This window comes from Novilysobacter antarcticus (assembly GCF_019802285.1).
In the GTDB taxonomy this organism is placed as follows: Bacteria; Pseudomonadota; Gammaproteobacteria; order Xanthomonadales; family Xanthomonadaceae; genus Novilysobacter; species Novilysobacter antarcticus.
This window is the reverse complement of the sequence record NZ_JAIEUJ010000003.1, coordinates 37164-60440: the sequence shown is the minus strand read 5'-3', so window position 1 is coordinate 60440 and position 23277 is coordinate 37164. Positions and strand designations below refer to the sequence as shown.

General features: G+C 68.3%; 16 protein-coding genes and 1 riboswitch. Of the genes, 3 read left to right on the top strand and 13 right to left on the bottom strand.

The window, feature by feature from the left end; genetic code table 11:
* Positions 1 to 22: 22 nt before the first annotated feature.
* Positions 23 to 127: riboswitch (S-adenosyl-L-homocysteine riboswitch) on the bottom strand.
* Between the two features lie 166 nt (positions 128 to 293).
* Positions 294 to 2798 (top strand): alpha/beta hydrolase family protein, encoded by a 2505-nt coding sequence (locus tag KZ491_RS09300; protein ID WP_222565615.1) that lies wholly within the window; start codon positions 294 to 296, stop codon positions 2796 to 2798.
* Positions 2799 to 3220: 422 nt separating this feature from the next.
* Here the strand turns inward: KZ491_RS09300 and KZ491_RS09295 are convergent, their stop codons facing one another.
* The 3 genes from KZ491_RS09295 to KZ491_RS09285 form a co-directional block, all read right to left on the bottom strand.
* Positions 3221 to 4858 (bottom strand): SDR family NAD(P)-dependent oxidoreductase, encoded by a 1638-nt coding sequence (locus KZ491_RS09295; RefSeq protein ID WP_222565614.1) that lies wholly within the window; start codon positions 4856 to 4858, stop codon positions 3221 to 3223.
* Between the two features lie 116 nt (positions 4859 to 4974).
* Entirely contained in the window at positions 4975 to 6444 is a 1470-nt protein-coding gene (locus KZ491_RS09290; protein ID WP_222565613.1) for a sigma-54-dependent transcriptional regulator, read from the bottom strand.
* 21 nt (positions 6445 to 6465) lie between these two features.
* Positions 6466 to 8079 carry a sensor histidine kinase gene (locus KZ491_RS09285; RefSeq protein WP_343225593.1) on the bottom strand — a complete coding sequence of 538 codons (1614 nt, stop codon included), beginning with the start codon at positions 8077 to 8079 and terminating at the stop codon, positions 6466 to 6468.
* A 171-nt stretch (positions 8080 to 8250) separates the two neighbouring features.
* Between KZ491_RS09285 and sucC the strand changes: the two genes are divergently transcribed.
* Both sucC and sucD read left to right on the top strand, forming a co-directional pair.
* Positions 8251 to 9414, top strand: a complete 1164-nt coding sequence (gene sucC / locus KZ491_RS09280) for an ADP-forming succinate--CoA ligase subunit beta (RefSeq protein WP_222565611.1) — start codon at positions 8251 to 8253, stop codon at positions 9412 to 9414.
* 25 nt (positions 9415 to 9439) lie between these two features.
* Complete coding sequence (gene sucD, locus KZ491_RS09275) at positions 9440 to 10315, top strand: succinate--CoA ligase subunit alpha (protein WP_222565610.1); 876 nt, start codon at positions 9440 to 9442, stop codon at positions 10313 to 10315.
* Positions 10316 to 10685: 370 nt separating this feature from the next.
* On the opposite strand, the gene KZ491_RS09270 is transcribed toward sucD, so the two are convergent.
* From KZ491_RS09270 to KZ491_RS09225, 10 genes are all read right to left on the bottom strand, one after another.
* The gene (locus tag KZ491_RS09270) at positions 10686 to 11384 is read right to left on the bottom strand and encodes a hypothetical protein (protein ID WP_222565609.1); all 699 of its coding nucleotides are present in this window, start codon (positions 11382 to 11384) and stop codon (positions 10686 to 10688) included.
* Positions 11385 to 11480: 96 nt separating this feature from the next.
* Positions 11481 to 12782, bottom strand: a complete 1302-nt coding sequence (thrC, locus tag KZ491_RS09265) for a threonine synthase (protein ID WP_222565608.1) — start codon at positions 12780 to 12782, stop codon at positions 11481 to 11483.
* Complete coding sequence (locus tag KZ491_RS09260) at positions 12779 to 13753, bottom strand: homoserine kinase (protein WP_222565607.1); 975 nt, start codon at positions 13751 to 13753, stop codon at positions 12779 to 12781. The genes thrC and KZ491_RS09260 overlap by 4 nt, the downstream gene beginning before the upstream one ends.
* Positions 13750 to 16284: a bifunctional aspartate kinase/homoserine dehydrogenase I gene (thrA, locus tag KZ491_RS09255; protein WP_222565606.1), complete on the bottom strand. Its 2535-nt coding sequence runs from the start codon at positions 16282 to 16284 to the stop codon at positions 13750 to 13752. The genes KZ491_RS09260 and thrA overlap by 4 nt, the downstream gene beginning before the upstream one ends.
* 45 nt (positions 16285 to 16329) lie before the next feature.
* Positions 16330 to 17418: a 3-isopropylmalate dehydrogenase gene (gene leuB / locus KZ491_RS09250; protein WP_222565605.1), complete on the bottom strand. Its 1089-nt coding sequence runs from the start codon at positions 17416 to 17418 to the stop codon at positions 16330 to 16332.
* Entirely contained in the window at positions 17408 to 17989 is a 582-nt protein-coding gene (gene leuD, locus KZ491_RS09245; protein ID WP_043957751.1) for a 3-isopropylmalate dehydratase small subunit, read from the bottom strand. The genes leuB and leuD overlap by 11 nt, the downstream gene beginning before the upstream one ends.
* The gene (locus KZ491_RS12975; protein WP_222565604.1) at positions 17986 to 21012 is read right to left on the bottom strand and encodes a 2-isopropylmalate synthase; all 3027 of its coding nucleotides are present in this window, start codon (positions 21010 to 21012) and stop codon (positions 17986 to 17988) included. The genes leuD and KZ491_RS12975 overlap by 4 nt, the downstream gene beginning before the upstream one ends.
* On the bottom strand, positions 21009 to 22094 hold the full coding sequence (locus tag KZ491_RS09235; protein WP_222565603.1) for a threonine dehydratase: 1086 nt from the start codon (positions 22092 to 22094) through the stop codon (positions 21009 to 21011). The genes KZ491_RS12975 and KZ491_RS09235 overlap by 4 nt, the downstream gene beginning before the upstream one ends.
* A gap of 4 nt (positions 22095 to 22098) precedes the next feature.
* Entirely contained in the window at positions 22099 to 23004 is a 906-nt protein-coding gene (locus tag KZ491_RS09230) for an aminotransferase class IV (RefSeq protein WP_222565602.1), read from the bottom strand.
* On the bottom strand, positions 22995 to 23231 hold the full coding sequence (locus KZ491_RS09225) for an ACT domain-containing protein (protein WP_222565601.1): 237 nt from the start codon (positions 23229 to 23231) through the stop codon (positions 22995 to 22997). Before KZ491_RS09225 ends, KZ491_RS09230 begins: the two co-directional genes overlap by 10 nt.
* Positions 23232 to 23277 lie beyond the last annotated feature (46 nt).

Below are 23277 nucleotides of genomic sequence, written 5' to 3'. Positions count from 1 at the left end.
TGCGTCAAGCGGGGAGGGTGGTCGCAACCGGGCGCCGTTGTAGCGGACGGAGACCGATGGAGCGTCTCGATCGATCCTGCCAAGCCTGGCCGTCCGTGACAGGACGGTCGCAGCGCCCCTCGGCGGACCGCGCCATTGTAACGGCTTGAACCCGGGCGCCGCCGCATCGGGACTTCCTTCACTGGCCGGGCTTCAGCAACTGTGGGAGTTTGGCCCCCTGAAACGCCCCGGCCCGCGTCCGCCGCGCCGGGACACCACGATCCAATTTTCACTGTCACCTCTCCGGGAACGTCATGTCCAAACCCAAGCGGCGCTCATCCGCCTTCGGCCTGCTGGCCGCCTTGCTGCCCTTCGCATTGCTCACCCCTGCGCTGGCCCGGACCGCCGCGCTGGACGACCAAGGCGGCTACCAGCTGCCTGTGGACGCCTTGCAGGCGCTGGTCGATGCACCTCGCCAGCCGCAGGTCAGGCTGAGTCCAAACCGCGACTTTGCAACGTTGCTGAAGACCCCGTCGCTGCCTGGCATCGATGTCGTCGCGCAGCCCGAGCTGAAGCTGGCAGGCACGCGGATCAATCCGCGCACCTACGCCAGCAGTGCGTTCTCTTTCGGATCGGATCTGCAGTTGCTGGACATCGCCAAGCGCCAGGAGCTGCCCGTCGCCGGTCTGCCCGAGAACCTGAAGCTGGCCGACCTGTCCTGGGCGCCGGACCAGAAGCACATCGCCTTTACCCACGTCGACAACGGCTCGGGCCACGTGGAGCTGTGGATCGTCGAGGTCGCCTCGCGCAAGGCGCGCCGTTTGCTGCAGCAACCCCTGAACGCGGTGGCGGGTACCGGCTTCGACTGGCTCCCCGACAGCCGCGGTCTGCTGGTGACCCTGCGCCCCCACGACCAGGGAGCCGCACCCACCGCCGATGGCATTCCAGCCGGCCCCAGCATCCAGCAGACCGAGCAGGGCGCCGCGGTGCGCTCGATCCGGACCTACCAGGACCTGCTGAAGAACGAGCAGGACGCGGCCATCTTCGCCCACTACCTGACCAGCCAGCTCGCCCGCGTGGAGCTGTCGGGCAAATTGACCCTGCTGGGCAAGCCGGACCTCGTCATCGGCGCATCGCCGTCGCCCGATGGCAGGCATCTGCTGGTGCAGACGGTGGAGCGCCCGTTCTCCTACCTGGTGCCCTTCTCGCGTTTCCCGCGCCGCATCGAGGTGCTCGACCGCGACGGCAAGCCGCTGCACACGGTCGCCCGCCTGCCACTGGTGGAAGGCCTGCCGACCGGCAACGACGCGGTCGCCACCGGCGTGCGCCGCATCTCCTGGCGCAGCGACGCGCCGGCCACCCTGGTCTGGGCGGAAGCGCAGGACGGCGGCGACCCGGCGCGTGATGTGGAAGTGCGTGACGTGGTGTTCGCCCACGCCGCTCCGTTCAACGGCAAGCCGGTGGAACTGGCCCGACTCGGCCTGCGCTATGCCGGCGCGACCTGGGGTCGCGACGACCTCGCGCTGATCGACGAGTTCTGGTGGAAGACCCGCCAGACGCGGCAGTGGCGGATTGCTCCCGGGCAGCCCGAGCAGGCGGCGGAACTGATCTTTGATCGCTCCTACGAGGACCGCTACAGCGACCCGGGCACCGCGGTGACCCGCCCCGACGACGCCGGCAACCAGCGCCTGGTGGTATCCAGCGATGGCGGCAGCATCTTCCTGATGGGCGCAGGAGCTTCGCCGGAGGGCGACCGGCCGTTCCTCGACCGATTCAGCCTCGCCGACAAGCACGCGACGCGACTGTTCCACTCGGAAGAGCCGTGGTACGAAGCACCGGTCGCGATGCTGGACGATGACGGCAAGCGCATCCTCAGCTCGCGTGAGTCACCCAAGCAGCCGGCCAACATCTACCTGCGTGACTTGGGCGACGCGGACGCCAGCCCGATCGCGTTGACCGATTTCCCGCATCCCACGCCGCAACTGCGCGACGTGCAGAAGGAGCAGATCCGCTACCAACGCAAGGACGGCGTGGAGCTGACCGCCAACCTGTACCTGCCGCCGGGTTACGACGCCAAGCGTGATGGTCCGCTGCCGACGCTGCTGTGGGCCTACCCGCGCGAGTTCAAGTCCGCCGATGCGGCCAGCCAGGTGACCGGATCGCCCTACCGCTTCAACGCGATCAGCTACTGGGGACCACTGCCATTCCTGACCCGTGGCTACGCAGTGATGGACGGGCCGACCATGCCGATCGTCGGCGAGGGCGACCGCGAACCCAACGACACCTACCTTGAGCAACTGGTGGCCGGCGCTGAGGCGGCGGTGGACGAGGTGGTGCGGCGCGGGGTTGCCGACCGCAACCGCCTCGCGATTGGTGGGCACTCCTACGGGGCGTTCATGACCGCCAACCTGCTGGCCCACACCCGCCTGTTCAAGGCTGGGATCGCACGCAGCGGCGCCTACAACCGCAGCCTGACGCCGTTCGGTTTCCAGGCCGAGGAGCGCAACTACTGGCAGGCCCAGGACACCTACATGCAGATGTCGCCGTTCAACTACGCGCACCAGATCAAGGACGCACTGCTGATCATCCACGGTGTGGACGACAACAACTCGGGCACCTTCCCGGTCCAGAGCGAGCGCCTGTTCGCGGCGATGAAGGGCCTGGGGGGCAACGCGCGGCTGGTGATGCTGCCCAACGAATCGCACGGCTACCGCGCACGCGAATCCATCATGCACATGCTGGCCGAAGAGGATGCCTGGCTGGACAAGTACGTGAAGCGCGCGGGCAGCGATGATGCCAAGGTGGCCGAGGCACCGTAGCGCTAGCTGCGTTGCCAATGCCCGGATATTCCGGGACACCAATGAAACGGGCCGCATCGCGGCCCGTTTTTGTTGGTGTTTCGCTCATCGAGGGAGAAAACGCCGCATCTGCGAGGTGACCGGGGCACCGCGAGCGAATGCCATTGGGTGCGAATGTCCCCCGGCACCGATGACGCCGGTGCCTCCTCCTTTACTTCGCCCCAACGGCATTCGCTCACGTTGTTCCAGCATCACGGCTGTTTGCTGTTTGCGTACCGCGACGATCCGACAGCGGGACCTGCCGGCCTTCGGGGCGAAATAAAGGAGGAGGCCTCCGCCGCAGGCGGGGCCGGGGGACATTCGCCCGGAAGGCCGGCAGGTCCCGCCCCACGCGTCAGATCAGCACCGGCCCAGCGATCGGAAGCATCTTCCCCTTCGCAACGTCACCAGTCGGTCGGCTTGTAGTCCTTCAGGAACTGGCCCCAAACGTGGGTGCCCGTGTTGAAGCCGTCGATGATCGGGTCCACGATCCGCGCCGCACCGTCGATGATGTCCAGCGGCGGATGGAAGCGCTCCTCAAGCGTCTTGCGCGCCGCCAGCTCGGCCGGATCCTCGTCGGTCACCCAGCCGGTGTCGACGCTGTTCATGTGGATGCCGTCGCCGTGGTAATCGGCCGCCGAGGTGCGCGTCATCATGTTCAGCGCGGCCTTGGCCATGTTGGTGTGCGGGTGCCGAGTGGTCTTGAAGTTGCGGTAGAACTGCCCCTCCACCGCCGATACGTTCACGATGTGCTTGTCCCGGGTCGGCTCGCCGCCGTCATCCGCGCGCAGCATCAACGGCTTCAACCGGGCGTTGATCAGGAACGGCGCGATCGCGTTGACCAACTGCACTTCCAGCAATTCCACCGAGGGCACCTCGTGCATCTGCAGGCGCCAGGAATTGCGTCCGCGCAGATCGACCTGCTGCAGATCCTGGTCCAGCCGGCCTTCCGGGAACAGGTGTTTCTGGCCCAGCAGCTCCTCGGCCAACAGCGGCACCTGTGACAGCTCGGCCGCGCGGACCAGTCCGGACATGTCGCTGCCGGTCGCCCGCAGGTCGCCACGCGCGGCGGCGGCCTGCACCGATGCGGACGCCTCGCCCAGCAAGTCCTGGCTGCGCAGACCTTCGTACCGGCCGATAAGTTTGCGCACCGCTTCGGGCGTATCGCGGAGTGCCGCAGTCTCGCCGGCCATCATGTGGGCGTAGAACTCCGGCGGGCGGCGCACCGTCTGGCAGGCGTTGTTGATGATGAAATCCAGTCGCGGTCGCGTCGCCACCAGCTCGGTACAGAAGGCTTCCACGCTGGGTGTATGGCGCAGGTCCAGACCGAAGATCTCCAGCCGGTCGCTCCACTCGCCGAAATCCGGCTCCTGCGCGTAGCGCGCGGCGGAATCGCGCGGGAAGCGGGTCGTCACGATCAAGCCGGCGCCGGCGCGCAGCAGCTTCAGGCCGGCCTGATAGCCGATCTTGACCCGCCCGCCGGTCAGCAGCGCGACCCGGCCGGTCAGGTCCGCCAGCTCGGTGCGCTTGTGGAAATTGAATGCCGCGCACTCGGGGCACAGCTGGTCGTAGAAGTGGTGGACCTGCGTGTATTTCTGCTTGCACACGTAGCAATGCAGCAGCTCGGGCGACTCCGTGCCGGCAGCGGCTGCGTCGGTTTGCGGATGCCCGTCGTGGGGTTGCTCTCCGGGCCCGCGCGGCGGGAAGTAGTTCAACGCGGTAAATACGGGCTTGCGGCGCAGCGCGCGGATGCCGGTCTGGTTCAGGAGCTCGTCGGCACGACGGATGTTCTCGGCGTTGCGCTGGCGCTCCTGAGCCTTGAGCTTTTGCCGGCGCTGTCCGGGCTCGGGGTGGTAGACCCTTGCCACCGCCCGGTGCAATCGGGAGCGGTCCGTTTTCGGCAGCTCGTCCAGGAGCGTGCGATCTGCAGCAACCGCCTCGAGCAGATCCAGCGCCACCTGCAGGCGCTGGGAAAGGGTGGTCGATTCAGGACTGTCGGTGGCAGGCGAGGGGTGTGGCGGGGTGGCGTCAGCGCTGGGCAAGGTGATGGTTTTGATCGGGACAAGACGACCAGTTTACCGGCCGCCGCCACAGGCGGCCCCGATCGATCGGCAATTCCCCGGCCAGCCACTGGCGGCGTCGGCTCCGGGCGCGCAGGTCAGTCGATGCCCAGTTTCTTCAACTTGTAGCGCAAGGCGCGGAAGGTGATGCCCAGCGATGCCGCCGTGCGGGTCTTGTTGTAACGGTTTTCCTGCAACGCGTGCTGGATCGCTGCCCGCTCGATCTCTTCGATGTAGGAGGGCAACGCACTGGTCGCGGTGTCGCGCGGATCGATCGTGCGCGGGTCGATTCCCGCCGCGGCTGCGGCCGCCTGCGGCGTCTGGGCGCCCGATGCGGGCGGCTGCAATGGGGCGGCGCCGGGTTCGCGCGGGGCCGGCCGGGGTGCGCCGTGGGCGGCAGCGTGGGCCGCGGTGGCCTGTGGCAGGTGCAGATCATGCACCTCGAGCCGGTCACCGTCGGCCATGGCCATGGCGCGCTCGAGGATGTTCTCCAACTCGCGCACGTTGCCCGGGAAGGCGTACTGGCCAAGCGCATCCATGGCCTCGGCGGAAAGCGCCGGCGGCTCGCGACCCAGGTCGGAGGCCAGGCGCTGGAGGATCTTGGCGCACAGGCCGGGCAGGTCGGAGAGGCGCTCGCGCAGCGGCGGCACGCGCAACTCGATCACATTGATGCGGTAGTAGAGGTCCTGGCGGAAGCGGCCTTCGGCGACCAGGCCGGCCAGGTCCTTGTGCGTTGCGGAAAGGATGCGTACATCCACCATCGTCTCCGCGTTGGCGCCCACCGGCTTGATGGATTTCTCCTGGATCGCGCGCAGCAGCTTGACCTGCATCGGCAGCGGCAGCTCGGCAACCTCGTCCAGGAACAGCGTGCCGCCGTCAGCGCTGTGGAACAGGCCCGGCTTGTCGGCGTGGGCCCCGGTGAAGCTGCCCTTCTTGTGGCCGAAGAACTCGCTTTCCATCAGTTCGCTGGGGATCGCGCCGCAGTTGACCGGGACGAACGGACCGGAACCGCGGCTTCCCTCGGCGTGGATCGTGCGGGCGACCAGTTCCTTGCCCACGCCCGACTCGCCGGCGATATACACCGGCGCCTGACTCCGCGCCACCTTGGTGATGGTCTCGCGCAGCTGCTGCATCGCGGGCGATTCGCCGTACAGGCGGGTGGCAACGTTTTCCGGGTTGGCACGTAGCGCGGGCTTCTCCTTCAGGTCCAGCGCATGGCGGACCAGGTCACGCAACACCGACAGCTCGACCGGCTTGGCGACAAAATCGAAGGCGCCGGCCTTGAGCGCATCGACGGCGGCATCCACGTTACCGAAGGCGGTAATCATCGCCACGGGGGTTTCGGGAAACTTCTCGGTGATCTCGGCGATCAGATCGATGCCAGAGCCGTCGGGGAGGCGCATGTCAGTCAAGCACAGGTCATAGCGGTTGCGGGCCAGTTGCGCGCGCGCGTCGCCCAGGCTGGACGCGGTATCGCATCGCAATCCCATGCGGCCCAGGGTCATCACCAGCAACTCGCGGATGTCCCGCTCGTCATCGACTACCAAAGCGCTGCGTGTCTCAGCCATCCCGTCCTCCGATCATGAAGGCTAGCTTAAGCGATCACGACGTATGGAGGCAGTGGAGGACAAGCGGATCCGGAAACAGCTGCCCCCGGCGGGCAGGGGGATGAAGTCCAAGGACGCCTGGTTGGCAAGGATCAGTTCGCGTGCGATGTACAGGCCCAGCCCGGTGCCGTGGCCGGAGGTGGTGAAAAATGGCTGGAACAGCTGATGGGCGACCCGTTCGGGAATCCCCGGTCCGCGGTCGGTGACATCGATGATCGGATGCCTGCGATCATCCTGGTGGACGTGCACGGTCACCCGCGCGGGCTCGCCCGGCATGCGGCCGTAGGTCAGCGCGTTGTGCACCAGCACGGTCAGCACCTGCAGCAGGTGGCGCGGATCGACCAGCGCCTGCACCTCGGGCCGCTCCGCCGTGGCCACCAGCGTGTCGTTTTCCAACGGATGGCCGGCGCGGTACTCGTTGACGAATCGGTTCACCAGCGCGACCAGATCCACGTAATCGGGTGAGGCGGGTTCGCGCCGCGCCAATCCCAGAACGTTCTCGACGATGCCGTTCATGCGCTGGCCCTGCTGGCGGATGATCTCCAGCAGGCGGCGGTCGGAGACGGCAATCTCTTCGGACTCCTCCAACAGCTGCACGGCGTAGTTGATCGCCGCCAGTGGGTTGCGGATCTCGTGCGCCAGGCTGGCCGAAAAGCGTCCCAGCGTGGCCAGCGTCATGGATTCGGCGCGGCGCGACAGCAGCGAGGTGTCATCCAGGAAGACCAGCGTCTGGTCGCTACCGGCCAGCAGGCGGGTGAACCGTGGGATCACGTCGTGCTGGTCGGTGGCCACCTGCAGCGGCGTATCGTCGACGACGCCCGACTCGCGCCAGGCCGCGAGGCGGCGGGAGAGCTCCGGCAGCGCCAACGCCAGATCGCGATGGCCGTCGCCGGCTTCGCCCAGCAGCAGCAGGGCCGCCTCGTTGGCCAGCTGCACCCGGTTCTGGCCATCCACCAGCAGCACGCCGGTGCGCAGGCGCCGGATGATCAATTCGTTGACCTCGGTGAGGTGGGCGGTCTGTACCCCACGCGTCTCGGCCAGTTCGTAGCTGTCGCGCATCTGCCGGCCCAGGATGCTGGTGGTGGTCGCAACGGCGAGATACCCGACCGAGAACATCAAGGGCTCGGTGATCGCGCGCTCGCTTTCCTCCAGCAGCGCTGACCAGAAGTGCTCACCGACGATCGCGGCCACGGCCACCATGGCCGCACCAAGGCCCAACCGCGGAGGCAGCAGCAGAGCCGCGGCGCCGACGTTGAACAACAGCATCAGGGCGATGCCGGTGCCGGCGACCGGAATGGCGTGGATGGCCAGGATCCCGAACAGGAGGTCGCAACAGATGCCCGCAAAAGCCTGTCCGCGCAGTTCCCCGCGACGGCCGAACGCAAACAGGACGGCGCCCAGGAACAGGTACGACAGTGCGACCACCCGCGCCATCAGGTCGTGCCGGGGCGCCTCGAGCATCTCCGCCACCGGCCCGAACAGGACCAGCACCAGCAGCGAGCCTTCCAGCAGGCGGTACAGGGTGAAGAAGTAGAGTTCGCGGCGCAGTGCGCTGTCGGCGTCGTCGTTGGCTTGGACGGCGAGGGCTGGCGACACGCGTTTCATCCTTGAGTGTTGATTCGCACGAGTATAGGCATGCGTGTTGCGATGTCGGCCAGCCCGGATTTTGCGGGGGGCGGCGCGATCAGCCACAATAGCGGGCCCCTCGCTCCCGAGCCGTTTCCGGCTGCGCCAGCGAGGGATGTCTTCCACTCCCCTCGGTGACGCATGAATTTTCACGAATACCAGGCAAAGCAGCTGTTTGCCGACTACGGCATTGCCGTGCCGGCCGGGCGCATCGCGCGCACTCCTGAAGAAGCGGTCGAAGCCGCCAAGTCCATCCCCGGCGACCTGTGGGTGGTGAAGGCACAGATCCACGCCGGGGGCCGCGGCAAGGCCGGCGGCGTCAAGCTTGCCAAGTCCTATGACGAGGTCAAGCAGTACACCAAGGCGATGCTCGGTACGTCGATGGAGACCTACCAGACCGCGGGGGTCGCGCTGCCGATCGACTCGGTGCTGATCTGCGAAGGCACCGACATCGACAAGGAGCTGTACCTCTCGGTCCTGGTCGACCGCAGCACCCAGACGGTGACCTTCATCGCCTCCGCCGAAGGCGGCATGGACATCGAGCAGGTCGCCGCCGAGAAGCCGGAGGCGATCAAGACCATCCACGTGAACTACGTGGAAGGCCTGCAGCCCTACCAGTGTCGCGCGCTGGGCTTCGACATGGGCCTGACGGCCAAGCAGGTCAACCAGTTGACCAAGATCATGACCGGCCTGTTCAAGCTGTTCCACGAGAAGGACCTGGCGCTCGTCGAGCTGAACCCGCTGGCGATCCTGACCAATGGCGACCTCGCGGTGCTGGACGGCAAGATCAACTCCGACGACAACGCGACCTACCGTCATCCCGACCTGGCCGGCATGCGTGACATCCGCCAGGAAGACGAGACCGAGGTCAAGGCCAGCCAGCATGACCTCAACTACGTGACCATGGACGGCAACATCGGCTGCATGGTCAACGGCGCAGGCCTGGCGATGGCGACCATGGACGTGATCAAGCTGGAAGGCGGCGAGCCGGCGAACTTCCTCGACGTGGGCGGCGGCGCCACCAAGGAGCGCGTGACCGAGGCGTTCAAGCTGATCCTGTCCAGCGACAAGGTGAAGGCGATCTTCGTGAACATCTTCGGCGGCATCGTGCGCTGCGACATGATCGCCGAGGGCATCATCGCCGCGGTCAAGGAAGTGGACGTCAAGGTGCCGGTGATCGTGCGCCTGGAAGGCACCAACGTGGATGCGGGCAAGGAGTTGCTGAAGAACTCCGGCCTGGCGATCACGTCCGCCGACGACATCAACGATGGCGCCCGCAAGGCCGTTGCCGCCGTTGCCGCCTGATCCACATCACCAGGATTCAATATAAATGAGCGTTTTGATCAACAAAGACACCAAGGTGATCGTGCAGGGCTTCACCGGCTCGCAGGGCACCTTCCACGCCGAGCAGATGCTCGATTACGGCACGAAGGTTGTCGGCGGGGTGACTCCGGGCAAGGGCGGCACCACGCACCTGAACCTGCCGGTCTTCAACACGGTCGCCGATGCGGTCGAGCAGACCGGCGCCAACGCCTCGGTCATCTACGTCCCGCCGGCGTTTGCCGCCGACGCGATCCTGGAAGCCGCCGATGCGGGCATCACCGTCATCGTGTGCATCACCGAAGGTATCCCGGTGCTGGACATGCTGCGGGTCAAGAACGTGCTCAATGATTTCGAGGACGTGGTCCTGATCGGGCCGAACTGCCCCGGCGTGATCACCCCCGGCGAGTGCAAGATCGGCATCATGCCCGGCCACATCCACACCGTGGGCAAGATCGGCATCGTCAGCCGCTCCGGCACCCTGACCTACGAGGCGGTCAAGCAGACCACCGACGCGGGCCTGGGCCAGTCCACCGTAATCGGTATCGGTGGTGACCCGATTCACGGTCTGGACTTCATCGACTGCCTGAAGCTTTTCCAGGACGATGAGCAGACCGAAGGCATCATCATGGTCGGTGAGATCGGCGGCAGCGCCGAGGAAGAGGCTGCCGAGTTCATCGCCCAGTACGTGACCAAGCCGGTCGTTGGCTTCATCGCCGGCGCCAGCGCCCCGGAAGGCAAGCGCATGGGCCACGCCGGTGCGATCGCCTCCGGCGGTCAGGGCACCGCCGAAGGCAAGTTCGCCGCGATGGAGAAGGCGGGCGTGACCACGGTCAAGTCGCCTGGTGATTTGGGCGCGGCGATTGCCAAGCGCCTGGCGAAGTAAGCCACGCGTCATGCTTGATTGAAAAAGGCCACCTTCGGGTGGCCTTTTTTGTGGGTTCCTCGCCCGACTCGGGGGCGCGGGAAGGCATTGCGCGATCGCTGGACTGACTTTGACCGACCGTCGGGGGCGCGACCTGCACGTCTTCCGGGCGAATGTCCCCCGGCTCCCGCCTGCGGCGGGAGTCTCCTCCTTTATTTCGCCCCGAAGACATACAGGTCACGCTTGTGCTGGCGGGTTTGCGCTTCTACATCCACCCGCCAGGCTGGAACGCCGGGGGTGGATGCCCTTGGGGCGAAGTAAAGGAGGAGGCACCGGTTTCACCGGTGCCGGGGGACATTCGCCGCAAGGGCATTCACCCCCGACTCCTCGGCTAGCCTTCAGCTGCCCGGATTTCCTCCGCGTCACCGGCATCGACCGCATCTTCCGCGCCCCACGGCGCCGGCGGAGCGGCAACCGGTTTGGTCAGGTCGAAGCCGACCCGGAACAGGCGGTCCTGGTCGGTGCGGGCCAGTTCGTAGACGAAGCTCTGCTCCGGCTCGATCTCAATCGCCCACACGTTGCTGTTGGACACGTCCATGCCCTCGCGGGTGAACATCGCCTGCGAGAACGCATCGACCGGAAATTCCTGCCGGTTCGCGCTGCCCGCGTTTGCGGTATCGCCGCCATACATGGTCACCGGGTCGTCGCTGCCGTCCTGCAGACGGTGGTCGTGCTTCAGGCGCAGGCCGTCGGCGGTGCGGGTAAGCACCCAGGTGCGCGAGCGGTCGTCGCCGACGTGGAAGGGGATGCGAATCTCCTGCTCGCTGCAGTCGCGGACATGCATCGTCAGGGGCTGGTCGCGGAACGGATCCGGCCCTGCGGCGGCTTCGGGGCGGTCGGTCAGCACACGGCCTTCAAAGGCCTGTCCGCACAGTGCGGTGAGGTGTTGAAAGAAGACTTGCTGGGGATCGGCGGTCGTTGACGCGGTCGCCGTGACTTCGGCGTCACTGATGGTTTCTGTGGCCGGCTGACTGCAGGCGGCGAGGGCGACGGCAAGCGCCGCGGGGAAGGCGATAGGGAAAAGTTTCATCCAGCCACGCTAGCCGGTTTGGCTCGGGGTTGCCATGCCGCGCGGTGGCCGCTTGCCGGCGACAGGTGGTTGTCGCCGGCAAGCTCCTTCCATCGTTCACGCGGTCGCAGTGTGTGCGCTCAGGCCGTCACGGAACGCGGCGTAGTCGAGTCCGAGCGGCTCGGCCGAGGCTGGACGCGCCAGCGCGGTGGCGAGCGCCGGTGGCGGCGCAACCACGTGACCGACCAGCGGTTCGACCACGGTCTCGAACTTGGCCGGATGCGCGGTTGCGACGACCGCCCACGGACGCCGGTCGCCCTTCGCACGCAGTCCCTCCAGCGCATGGAGGCCGATCGCGGTGTGCGGGCAGGGAACCACGCCGTGGCGGTCCGGCGCCGCGCTGATCGCCTGCCGGATCTGGTCATCGTCGACGCTGCAGGCCTGCATTGATGCGCGCACAGCGGCGTCATCGTCATGCCACCAGCGCAGGCGCTCGAAGTTGCTCGGTGCGCCGACATCCATCGCGTTGGCGATCGTCGCCTTGCCGGGCTGCGGCTGGTAATCGGCGCCGGCGAAGTAGCGTGGCAACACGTCGTTGGCGTTGCTGGCCAGCACAATCTCGCCGATCGGCAGGCCCATGCTGCGGGCCAGCCACGCGGCGAGGGCGTTGCCGAGGTTGCCGGTGGGGATGACGAAGTTGAGCGGTTCGCCGTGCTCGGCGCGGAACTGCAGCGAGGCGTGCGCGTAGTACGCCATCTGCGGCAGCAAGCGGCCCAGACTGATGCTGTTGGCCGAACCCAGCACGGCCGTCTCACGCAGCGAGGCATCCGTCAGCGCCTGCTTCACCAGTCGTTGGCAGTCATCGAAGGTGCCGTCCACGCGCAGCACCTGCACGTTGTCACCGAAGCAGCCCAGACCGTGGGCCTGACGCGGCGATACGCGGCCATCGGGATACAGGATCACCACCTGGAAGCCTTCACGGCGATGGAAGGCTGCACCGACCGCGGCGCCGGTATCGCCGGACGTCGCGACCAGGATGGTCGTCGGCGGAGCGTCGGGCGCGCGCAATCGCGACAGCGCCTCGGCGAGGAAGCGCGCGCCGATGTCCTTGAACGCGGCGGTCGGGCCGTGGAACAGCTCCAGCAAATAATCGCCGGACTGTTTCAGTGGTCGCAGCGGGACCGGGAAGTCGAACGCGGACCGGCACATGTCGGGCAGCTGTGCGGCCAGCCGCGAGCCTTCGAAGTAGGGCGCGAGCAGGACCGCCGCGGTGTCCGCCAGCGTGGCGCCGGCATGTGTGATGGTGACCTGCGGGATGGTCACCGGCACATACAGGCCGCCATCCGGGGCCAGACCGGCGGCAAGTGCGTCGTCGATGCCGACCTGTGGCGCCTGTCCGCGGGTGCTGGCGAACTTCATGCCACCAGCTCCGCGCGGGGGCCGTTGACCGGCGAGATATGCACGTCGCTGTCGAGGCCGACGTCGGCAAAAGCCGCCTGCATCGCCGCCGCGGCGATCTGCGCCTGCGCCGCACTGGTGAACCAGCCGAACACGCTGGGACCAGCGCCGGAGATGCTGGCGCCCAGTGCGCCATGGGCCAGTGCGGCGGCCTTGACCTCGGCAAACCCCGGGACCAGAGATGCGCGGCGGGGTTCGACCAGCACGTCGCGCAAGCCTTCAGCGATCAGGGCGAGGTCACCACGCGCCAGACCGGTCAGGAACAGCGCCAGGTGCTCGCTGTGCTGGACCACCTGCCGCAGCGGGTAGGGGGCCGACAACGCCTCGCGTGCGAGCCTGGTCTCAAGCACATGGTGCGGATGCACCACCGCACACACCAACGGCGGTGCCGACAGTGGAATGGCCCGGGTCGGCGTTGCCAACACGACACCGCCAAACAGCATCGGTGCGACGTTGTCGCCGTGCACGCTGCCGCTGGCCACCGACTCACCCAGCAGGGCCAGCGGATACAGCTGGTCGCGGGTCAGCGGCTGGTCGAGCACCGCATTGGCCGCCACCAGCGCCGCCACGCAGGAGGCCGCCGAGCCGCCAAGACCCGAACCCAGCGGGATGCCCTTGTGCAGGCGCAGCTCGAAGCCGTGCGCGATGCCATGTTGCGCACGCAACTCCATCAGCGCGCGACCGGCGGTGTTGCGCTCCGCCTCGCGCGGCAGCTGCGCTGCGCCGTCGCTGTCGCCGTCGATGCCGGTGATGGTCACCGTGGGGGCGTCGATCCGACGCACGAAGGCGCGGTCGCCCGGCCCCTCGATGCTGTGGCCGAGCAGGTCGAACCCCACGCCGATGTTGCCCACGGAGGCCGGCGCGAACGCCGTCGCACCCTCGCGGGCGGGCGAACGCGGACGTTGGGCGGAGGTGCCCAGCACCGCGCTCACAGCCTTGCCCCGAGTGCTTGCGCAATCGCGAGCACGTCGCCGAATACGCCGGCAGCGGTGACCTCCGGGCCGGCGCCGGGGCCCTGGACCACCAGCGGGTTGTCGGTGTATCGACGGGTGTGGAACTGGATCAGGTTGTCGGTCAGGCGGCTGTACAGGCTGGCGTGTCCCGTCGGCGGCACCACCAGCGCGACGCTGGCGCGACCTTCGTTGTCCATGCGGGCGAGGTAGCGCAATGCCCCACCGCTGGCCAGCGCCTCGTCCAGACGCGCCTGCAGCGGTGCGTCCAGCTCCTCAAGCCGGGCGAGGAATTCTTCCAGCGGCACGTTGTGCAGGGCCGGCGGCACCAGGTTTTCGATGTCGACATCCTCCAGCGACAGCATGCGGCCGGCCTCTCGGGCGAGGATCACCAGCTTGCGCGCGACATCGATGCCCGAGAGGTCGTCGCGAGGGTCCGGTTCCGTATAGCCCAGCTCGCGCGCCTCGCGCACCAGTGCGGAGAACGGCACGCTGCCATCAAAGCGGTTGAACAGCCACGCCAGCGTGCCGGAGAGCACTCCCTCGAAGGCGGTCAGTTCATCGCCGGTGTCGAGCTGGTTGCGCAGGGTCATGATGACCGGCAGACCGGCACCGACCGTGGCTTCGTAGAGGAAGCGGCCGCCGTGGCGGGTGGCGGCGCGGATCGCCCGGTAGCGGGCCAGATCGCCGCTGCCGGCGTGCTTGCTCGGGGTGACGACGTGGATGCCGGCGGCGAGCCACTGTGGGTAGTAATCGGCGATGGCATCGCTGCCGCTGCAGTCCACGATCAGTGCGTGCGGCAGATGGCTGGCGCGTACATGGTGCGCGAACGCATCCAGATCCAGGGCTTCGCCCGCTTCCAGAGCTGCCAATGCCTCCTGCGGCGGCAGGTTGCGCGGCGCCAGGCTCATGCGGCGGCTGTTGGCGATCGCGCGCAGCCGCAGGTCGATGCCGCGCTGGCCGTCGCCGGCGAGACGCTGCAGTGATTCGGACAGCTGGCCAAGCAGCGCGCGCCCGACCTTGCCAGGCCCGATGAGGCCAATGGAGAGTGTTTGCGGTGACAGCCAGAACGCCGAATGCACGGCGCGCAGACCGCGCACGGCGTCGGCGGCGTCCAGCGCCACAGAGATGTTGCGCTCACTCGCGCCCTGGGCGATCGCCCGGATGTTGACGCGGGCCTTTGCCAGGCCGTCAAACAGCCGTGCGGCAACACCGGGGGAACCGACCATGCCGTCGCCCACGGCTGCGAGGATGGCGATTCCCGGGGTCACGTCCACGCCGGCGACCAGCCCCTCCTCGATGGCATCGGCGAAGGCACTGGCGACCGCCTCGCGCGCCTGGGCGGCCTGCGCCTCGCGCACCACGCAGCAGATCGAATGCTCACTGGAACCCTGCGAGATCATCGTCACCGAAACGCCGGCGGCGTGCAGGGCGGCGAACATCCGCTCGGCGGTGCCCGGCACCCCGATAAGGCCCGCGCCGCTGAGTTCCAGCAACGCCATTCGCTCCACCAGGCTGAGGCCTTTCACCGGCGAGGCGGCCGGGGCGGACTCCAGGCTGATCACCGTGCCTTTTGCGTCGGGGTTGCGGGTGTTGCGGATCCGTATCGCCAGTCCGGCCTGCAGTGCCGGGGCCATGGTGCGGGGGTGCAGCACGCTGGCGCCGAAATAGGACAGCTCGTTGGCCTCGGCGTAGGACATCGAATCCAGGCACACCGCATCGGGTACCAGTCGCGGGTCGGCGCTGAGCACCCCATCCACGTCGGTCCAGATGGTGAGCTCGGTGGCATTCAGCAGTCGTCCGAACGCGGCTGCCGAATAGTCGCTGCCATTGCGGCCCAGCGTGGTGTTCGCGCCGTCGCCATCGCGGGCGACAAAGCCGGTGATGACGCGGCCACGCGCGCAGTAGTCCTGGCGCTCCGACCATTGCGCAAGGCGCGCCTGGCTGGCCTCCCAGTCCACGGTGACACCCAGCTCGCCGGGGTTGGCGACCAGCACGTCGCGCGCGTCCAGGCGGCCCCAGCCGGCATCGGCGCCACCCAGCGCGACCTGCAACAGCCGCGAGGAGCAGACCTCGCCCAGACCATGCACGCCTGCGATGTCGGCCTCGCTGCGCGCCTGTCCGGCCGCCATCGCCGTCAGCGTGTCGCCCAGCGCGGCGAACTGCGCTTCCAGCCAGGCGTGGAGGCCATGCGTGGCGTCGGCATCCAGCACATCGGCCGCGTCCAGATGGCGCTGGCGAAGTGCCATGAAGGCGGGCTTCCAGTCCGTACCGGACATGCTGGCATCGGCCAGGGCGATCAGGGTGTCGGTGACGCCGTGCATTGCCGAGACGACGACGAACTGAAGGCCGGGTGCCGCCGCATCCAGTCTGTCGAGGAGGGCGGCCACGCGCTGGTAGTGGGCGGCGTCGGCAAGGCTGCTGCCCCCGAACTTGTGCACGTGGACCGGCTTGAGGCCGGGTACGAGGGGCTGCCCCGGATCGGTGCGCGGCGGGGCAAGGGGGGAGGGCATTCGGGAATCCTGTTGGTCTGCGTGGGGGAGGGCGGGGCTTGCGGTTCAGTCGCGCATGCAAACGGCGTAACAGCGGACCTGCAGGTGCTCCAGTACCGCCGCTGTGGCGGCCTGTGTGCCGATCGCAGCGCTGGTGCCGTTGATGTCGGCGGTGAAGGCGCCTGCGTCCAGTGCCTGCGATACCGCCTGCTCCACGCAGTCCGCCTCGTCGTCCAGGCCGAGCGAGTGGCGCAGCAGCATCGCCGCACTGAGTATCGCCGCATACGGGTTGGCGATGCCGCGCCCGGCGATGTCCGGCGCCGAGCCGTGGATCGGCTCGTACAGGCCAGCACCTTCGTCACCGAGGGACGCGGAGGGCAGCAGGCCCATCGAACCGGCCAGCATCGAGGCCTCGTCGGTGAGGATGTCGCCAAACATGTTCTCGGTCACGATCACGTCGTACTCGCGCGGCCGCGACAGCAGGTGCATGGCCATGGAGTCCACCAGCTGGTGCTCCAGGGTGACATCGGGAAACTCCTCGGCGACCACGCGGGTGGCCACTTCGCGCCACAGCCGCGAGGTTTCCAGCACGTTGGCCTTGTCCACCGAGGTCAGGTGGCCGCGGCGCTGGCGGGCCAGTTCGGCGGCGCGGCGGACGACGCGCTCGACTTCGCCGACGCTGTACTCGCACAGGTCGCTGGCGCTGTCGGCGGTGCGCTGTTTCTGGCCGAAATAGATGCCGCCGGTGAGCTCGCGCACCACGACCAGATCCACGCCGTTGAGCAGGTGTGGCTTGATCGGCGAGGCGCCCAGCGCGGCCGGGTGCGGTTTGACCGGGCGCAGGTTGGCGTACAGCCCCAGCGCCTTGCGCAGCGCCAGCAGGCCCTGCTCGGGGCGAACGCTCGCTTTGGGATCGGACCACTTCGGTCCGCCCACGGCGCCCAGCAGTACCGCGTCGGCGGTGCGGCACGCATCCAGCGAGCTCTGCGGCAAGGCCTCACCGGTGGCGTCGATCGCGGAGCCGCCGATCAAATGCTCGTGGAAGCTGAAGCGGTGCCCGTAGGCGGACTCGACCGCGCGCAGTGCCTGCACCGCGGCGGCGGTGACTTCCGGGCCGATCCCGTCGCCGGGCAGGACAACAATGTCAGCGTGCATGGTTCTGTTCCTCGTAGCGAGCGATGGCGGGTTCTTGCTTGAGCAGGTAGCCGAGCTGGTCGACGCCTTCCAGCAGGCAGGTGCGGGCGAATTCATCCAGCGGGAACTCGAACTCCCGCCCGTCCGGCAGGCGGACGGTGCCGCGCGCCACGTCGATGTGCAGCTCGATGCCGGGCTGGGCGAGCAGCTCATCAACCACCGCGTCGGGCAGGACAATCGCCAGCAGGCCGTTCTTGAGCGCGTTGCTGCGGAAGATGTCGGCGATCTGGGCGCTGATCACCGCCCGCAGGCCGAGGTCGAGCAGGGCCCACGGCGCGTGCTCGCGCGATGAGCCGCAGCCGAAGTTGCGGCCTGCAACCAGGATCTGCGCATCGCGGTTGGCCGGGTCATTGAAGGGAAATGCCGGGTCCGGCGTGCCGTCGGCGCGCTGCCGCCAGTCATGGAAGGCGAACCGGCCCAGACCCTTGCGCTCGGTGGTGGTGAGGAAGCGCGCGGGGATGATCTGGTCGGTATCGATGTTGCGTTCGCGCAGGACAACGGTGCGCGAGCGCAGTTCGGTGATGGCGCTCATGGCGTTGCCTCCGCGGCGATGGTGCGGGGTTGTGCATCCACTGCCGGTGGGGACGGGTTCTGCTCACGCAGGAACGCGACCGGGTCGGTGATCTCCCCGCGCACGGCGCAGACCGCGGCGGTCAGCGGAGAGGCGAGCACGGTGCGTGCCCCCTGGCCCTGGCGGCCTTCGAAGTTGCGGTTGCTGGTGGACACCGCCAGTTGCCCCGGAGCGACCAGATCACCGTTCATCGCGATGCACATCGAGCATCCCGGCTCGCGCCACTCGGCGCCGGCGTCCAGGACGATCCGGTCGATCCCCTCGGCCTCGGCGTCGCGCTTGATCTGCACCGAACCGGGTACCACCAGCATGCGCACGCGGGGGTGCACCTTGCGGCCGCGCAGGATCCCCGCCGCTTGGCGCAGGTCGTCCAGACGCGAGTTGGTGCAACTGCCGATGAACACCACGTCCACCGGCTGTCCTGCCAGCGGCTGGCCACCGGTGAAACCCATGTAGGCCAGCGCCTTGGTGTCGTCAACGCTGCCCGAGGGCGGCAGTGGCATATCGATCGCGGTCACCTGGCCGGGGTGCGTGCCCCAGGTCACGGTGGGCCGGATGTCGGCCGCATCGATCCGGACCTCACGGTCGAAGCGCGCGCCCTCGTCGCTGCGCAGCTGGCGCCAGCGCGCGACGGCCTGTTCGAACGCCTCGCCCTGCGGCGCGCGCGGCTTGCCGCGCAGGTATGCGAAGGTGGTTTCATCGGGAGCGATCAGGCCCGCGCGGGCGCCGGCTTCAATCGACATGTTGCATACCGTCATCCGCTCATCCATCGATAGGCCCTGGATGGCGCTGCCGCGGTACTCGATCACGTGGCCGGTGCCGCCGTTGACGCCGATGACCCCGATCACGTGCAGGATCAGGTCCTTGGCGGTGACCGACGGGCCCAGCTGGCCGTCGATGGTGATCGCCAGCGTGCGCGGCTTGCGTTGCAGCAGGCACTGGGTAGCCAGCACGTGGCCGACCTCACTGGTGCCGATGCCGAACGCCAGCGCGCCGAACGCGCCGTGGGTGGCGGTGTGGCTGTCGCCGCAGACCACCGTCATGCCAGGCTGGGTCAGGCCCAGTTCGGGTCCGATCACGTGGACGATGCCGCGATGGTCGCTGTCGAAATCGAACAGTTCGATGCCGTGGCGCGCCGCATTGTCGCGCAGGGTCGCGACCTGCTTCTCGGCTTCGGGCGTCGCGTAGGGCAGGCTGCCGTCCGCGTTGCGCGGCAGGGTCGGGGTGGAGTGGTCCAGCGTGCCCTTGGTCAGCTCCGGGCGGCGTACCTTCAATCCGCGCGCATCCAGCTCGGTGAACGCCTGCGGCGTGGTGACCTCGTGGATCAGGTGCAGGTCGATGTACAGGACAGCGGGCGAGGCCTCGCTCTCCGGGCTGACCAGATGGCTGTCCCACAGCTTGTCGAACAGGGTGCGCGGCGCGCCGCTGCCGGCACGGTGGATGCGGTTGGCGATGTCCAGCCACGCCAGCGCGGAGGCTTCCAGGATATCGGTGCTGGTGCCCGAGCCGGTGTGCTCGACGCCGTCCAGGGTCGCCACGACGCTGGCCTGGCCCTGGGCGTCATCGCCTGCAGTGATGCTGGAGATCTGGAAGCTGTCGATCTCCAGCGGGATCTCCGTAGCCCGCGACAGTGCGGCAAACAACGCATGCACGGGTCCGTCGCCGACGGCCGCCTCTTCGGCGACCGCGCCGCACGGCTTGGTCAGGCGCACGCTGGCGGTCGGCAGCCAGCCGTCACCGACCCCGGTGGAGGAGTGCACCCGCAGCAGCCGGAAGCCGCGTCGCACCGATGCATCGGTACCCAGCACCAGCGTCTCCAGGTCAGCGTCGAAGACCTCGCGCTTCTTCTCGGCCAGCACCTTGAACGCTTCGAAGACCTCGTTCAGGCGGGTGTCGTCGACCGCCAGGCCCAGGGTCTGCAGCCGGTCGCTCAGGGCGGCGCGGCCGCTGTGGCGGCCCATCACCATCTGCGACTCCTCCCAGCCCACGTCCTGCGGACGCATGATCTCGTAGGTGCCGCGGTGCTTGAGCATGCCGTGCTGGTGGATGCCGGACTCGTGGGCAAACGCGTTCTGGCCGACGATCGCCTTGTTGCGCTGCACGTGCATGCCGGTGATCCGCGACAGCAGGCGCGAGGTCGGCACCAGCCGGCGCGTATCGATGCGGGTGGTCGCGTTGAAGTAGCTGCGGCGCACGTTCAGCGCCATCACCAGCTCTTCCAGCGCGCAGTTGCCGGCACGCTCACCGATGCCGTTGACCGTGCACTCGACCTGCCGCGCCCCGCCCTCGATCGCCGCCAGGCTGTTGGCGACCGCCAGTCCCAGGTCGTTGTGGCAGTGGGCGCTGAACACCGCGCGCTCCGCGTCACGCACGTTGGCGCGCAGGTACTCGAACAGCGCGCGGATTTCCGCCGGCGTGGTGTAGCCGACCGTGTCGGGAATGTTCAGCGTGGTCGCGCCGGCGGCGATGGCCGCGCTGCAGACCTCGACCAGGAACTCGGGCTCGGTGCGCAGGGCATCCTCGGCGGAGAACTCGACGTCGTCGAAGTAGCGCCTTGCCATTTCCACGCCCATCACCGCGCGCTCGATCACCTGCTCCTTGCTCAGGCCCAGTTTGTGTTCGCGATGCAGCGGGCTGGTGGACAGGAACACATGCATGCGCGCGTCTTCGGCACCTTCCAGGGCGCGTACGCTGGCTTGGATGTCGCCGGCGTGGCATCGCGCGAGTGCCGCCAGGGTCGAGCCCCGCACTTCCCGCACGATCCGCCGGGTGGCCTCGACTTCCGCCTCCGAGCTGGCCGGGAAGCCGACCTCGATCACGTCCACGCCGAGATCGGCAAGCGCGTGGGCAAAACGCAGCTTCTGCGGCGCGGTCATGCTGCAGCCGGGGGACTGTTCGCCATCGCGCAGGCTGGTGTCGAAGATGCGTACGTGCTCGGCCGCTACAGGTTTGGTAATGACTACGTCGGGTTCGTGGGTGCTCATGCTGGAACTACCTCGGGAGTGGGCGCTGCCGTGGGTTCGTCCACGGGGCGGGACGGCGCGGAGGCCGTGCTGGCAGGGGAAAGGGGGCGTACCGCAGGGGTATGGGTGGGCGGCGCGATGTCGCGGCTGCGACGACGTGGGCGGCGCGGTGCGCGCGGGCGGACCTCGGAGAGCAGTTGGGCCAGCACGCTGGCGTCGATGTTGCCGCCCGACACGACCGCGCATTTGCGCCGCCCGGCGACCCGGCGGCCGGCGGCCAGGGCCAGCGCGCCGGCACCTTCGGCGATGACGTGCTCTTCCAGCGCGAGCCGGACCAGCGTCTCGCGCAGCTCGGCCTCGCGCACAATGACGATGTCGTCCAGCAGCTCGGCCAGCAGTTGGCGGGTAAGCAGGCCCGGCTCCTTGACCCGGACGCCGTCGGCGAGGGTGGCGGCACTCTCGCGCAGCTCGAAGTCGCCGCGCAGCGCGCGCGCCATCGAGTCCACGCCTTCGACCTGGGCGCCGACGATGCGCACGCCCTGCGACTTCAGCGCCAGCGCCACGCCGGAGGCCAGCCCGCCGCCACCGATCGGCACCAGCACGACGTCAGGTGCCAGCGCGGCCATCTCCAGGCCAACGGTGCCCTGGCCGGCGATCACGTCGGGATCGTCGAAGGCCGACAGCAGGCGGTAGTCGTTCTGCTCGGCCAGCTCGGCGGCGAAGGCCTTGGCCTCGTCATAGGTGTCGCCATGCAGGCGGACGGTGGCGCTCCAGTGGGCGACACCGGCGATCTTGGTCTGCGGCGCGTTGTTGGGCATGACTGCGATGACCGGCACCCGCAGCCGGTAGCCGGCCCAGGCCAGCCCCTGCGCATGGTTGCCGGCCGACGCGGCGATCACCGGACGCTGATCGCCGCGCTCGCGCATCGCCAGCAACGCGTTCATTGCCCCACGCACCTTGTAGGAACCCGTGCGCTGCAGGTTTTCCAGCTTCAACCAGCAGCCGAAGCGTTCGGCATAGTGCAGGGGCGTTGCGGCCAGGTAGGGCCGCAACCGCGCCTGCGCCGCCAGCACGGCGGAAGCATTCACACCTGCAAGGGCCATTGCCTCAGTCACGGGGCAGGCCTACATCCGTCAGCCACGCGCGGTGACTGGTGTCCACGCCGGTGACCACGTCGCGGTACAGCTGGGCGATTTCCCGGCCGCGTTTGTCGGATGCGAAGCGGTGCTCGTTGAGGATGTTGATAGGCGTCACTTCCGCCGCGGTGCCGCAGACGAAGACCTCGTCGGCCTCCATCAGCTCGGCCAGCGGGACCGCGCGAGACTCGGCACCGGTCAACGCGATCACCGTGTCGCGGGTGATGCCGGGCAGGGCGTCGGCGTGCTCCACAGCGGTCAGCTTGTCGCCATTGAGCATGAACACGTTGGCCCCGGTGCACTCCACGACCATGCCCGCCTCGTCGACAAACAGGGCCTCGTCGAAGCCGCGGGTCTTGGCCTCGTGCTTGGCCAGGATCGAGTTGACGTACGCCCCGCACAGCTTCAGTGGCGGCAGCGAGGTAGCCGGATTGCGCCGCCACGACGACACGCCCAGCTTCACCGCGCTGCCCGACAGGTGCACCACGGTGCCGAAGGTGGCGACCATCAGGTGCTTGCTCAGCGGCGCCACGTCCAGGCCGATCGAGCCGGTGCCGCACCAGGCCAGGGGCCGGATGTAGGCCGCGCTCTGGCGGTTTGCGCGCAGCACCTGCAAGGTCGCATCGGTGGCGCGCTGGACGTCGAAGTCGATCCCCAGCAGCTCACAGCCCTTGCGCATCCGCTCCATGTGTTCGGGCAGGCGGAACACGGCCGAGCCGCCATCGGCGGTTTCGTAGCTGCGGATGCCCTCAAACACGCCGCTGCCGTAATGCAGGGCATGCGTGGTCAGCGGCGCCAGCGGCGCATCGGCCCGGACCAGCTCGCCGTCAAACCACAATTGCAGCACCGGGTTGCCGGCGGCGTCGGTCAGCGACATGGGGAGACCTCCACCGCGAGGCAATCGTGCAGCTTGCGCAGCTGGGCCTGCAAACCCTCGCCCGAGCGCTGGCCTTCCACGTTCATGCGCAGGTGCCAGTGCTCGCCGTCGGACTGGAGCCCGCCGTCGACGTCGATGGGCTGGAAGCCGCGGCGTTCGGCGGTGCCGATCACCCGGGCCAGCGCGCCCTCCGCGCGCCGCATGATGAGGTCAATCTGGTAGCGCATGTGCGTTCTCCGGGTGGGATGAGGGGGGTTGGGGTACGGGCGCCGG

Bases quoted from the DNA above. Each gene is read 5' to 3' on its own strand.
- KZ491_RS09300 (WP_222565615.1), top strand. From the start codon at position 294: ATGTCCAAACCCAAGCGGCGCTCATCCGCCTTCGGCCTGCTGGCCGCC.
- KZ491_RS09290 (WP_222565613.1), bottom strand. From the start codon at position 6,444: ATGGCTGAGACACGCAGCGCTTTGGTAGTCGATGACGAGCGGGACATC.
- sucC (WP_222565611.1), top strand. From the start codon at position 8,251: ATGAATTTTCACGAATACCAGGCAAAGCAGCTGTTTGCCGACTACGGC.
- sucD (WP_222565610.1), top strand. From the start codon at position 9,440: ATGAGCGTTTTGATCAACAAAGACACCAAGGTGATCGTGCAGGGCTTC.
- KZ491_RS09270 (WP_222565609.1), bottom strand. From the start codon at position 11,384: ATGAAACTTTTCCCTATCGCCTTCCCCGCGGCGCTTGCCGTCGCCCTC.
- thrC (WP_222565608.1), bottom strand. From the start codon at position 12,782: ATGAAGTTCGCCAGCACCCGCGGACAGGCGCCACAGGTCGGCATCGAC.
- thrA (WP_222565606.1), bottom strand. From the start codon at position 16,284: ATGCCCTCCCCCCTTGCCCCGCCGCGCACCGATCCGGGGCAGCCCCTC.
- leuB (WP_222565605.1), bottom strand. From the start codon at position 17,418: ATGCACGCTGACATTGTTGTCCTGCCCGGCGACGGGATCGGCCCGGAA.
- leuD (WP_043957751.1), bottom strand. From the start codon at position 17,989: ATGAGCGCCATCACCGAACTGCGCTCGCGCACCGTTGTCCTGCGCGAA.
- KZ491_RS12975 (WP_222565604.1), bottom strand. From the start codon at position 21,012: ATGAGCACCCACGAACCCGACGTAGTCATTACCAAACCTGTAGCGGCC.
- KZ491_RS09235 (WP_222565603.1), bottom strand. From the start codon at position 22,094: ATGGCCCTTGCAGGTGTGAATGCTTCCGCCGTGCTGGCGGCGCAGGCG.
- KZ491_RS09230 (WP_222565602.1), bottom strand. From the start codon at position 23,004: ATGTCGCTGACCGACGCCGCCGGCAACCCGGTGCTGCAATTGTGGTTT.
- KZ491_RS09225 (WP_222565601.1), bottom strand. From the start codon at position 23,231: ATGCGCTACCAGATTGACCTCATCATGCGGCGCGCGGAGGGCGCGCTG.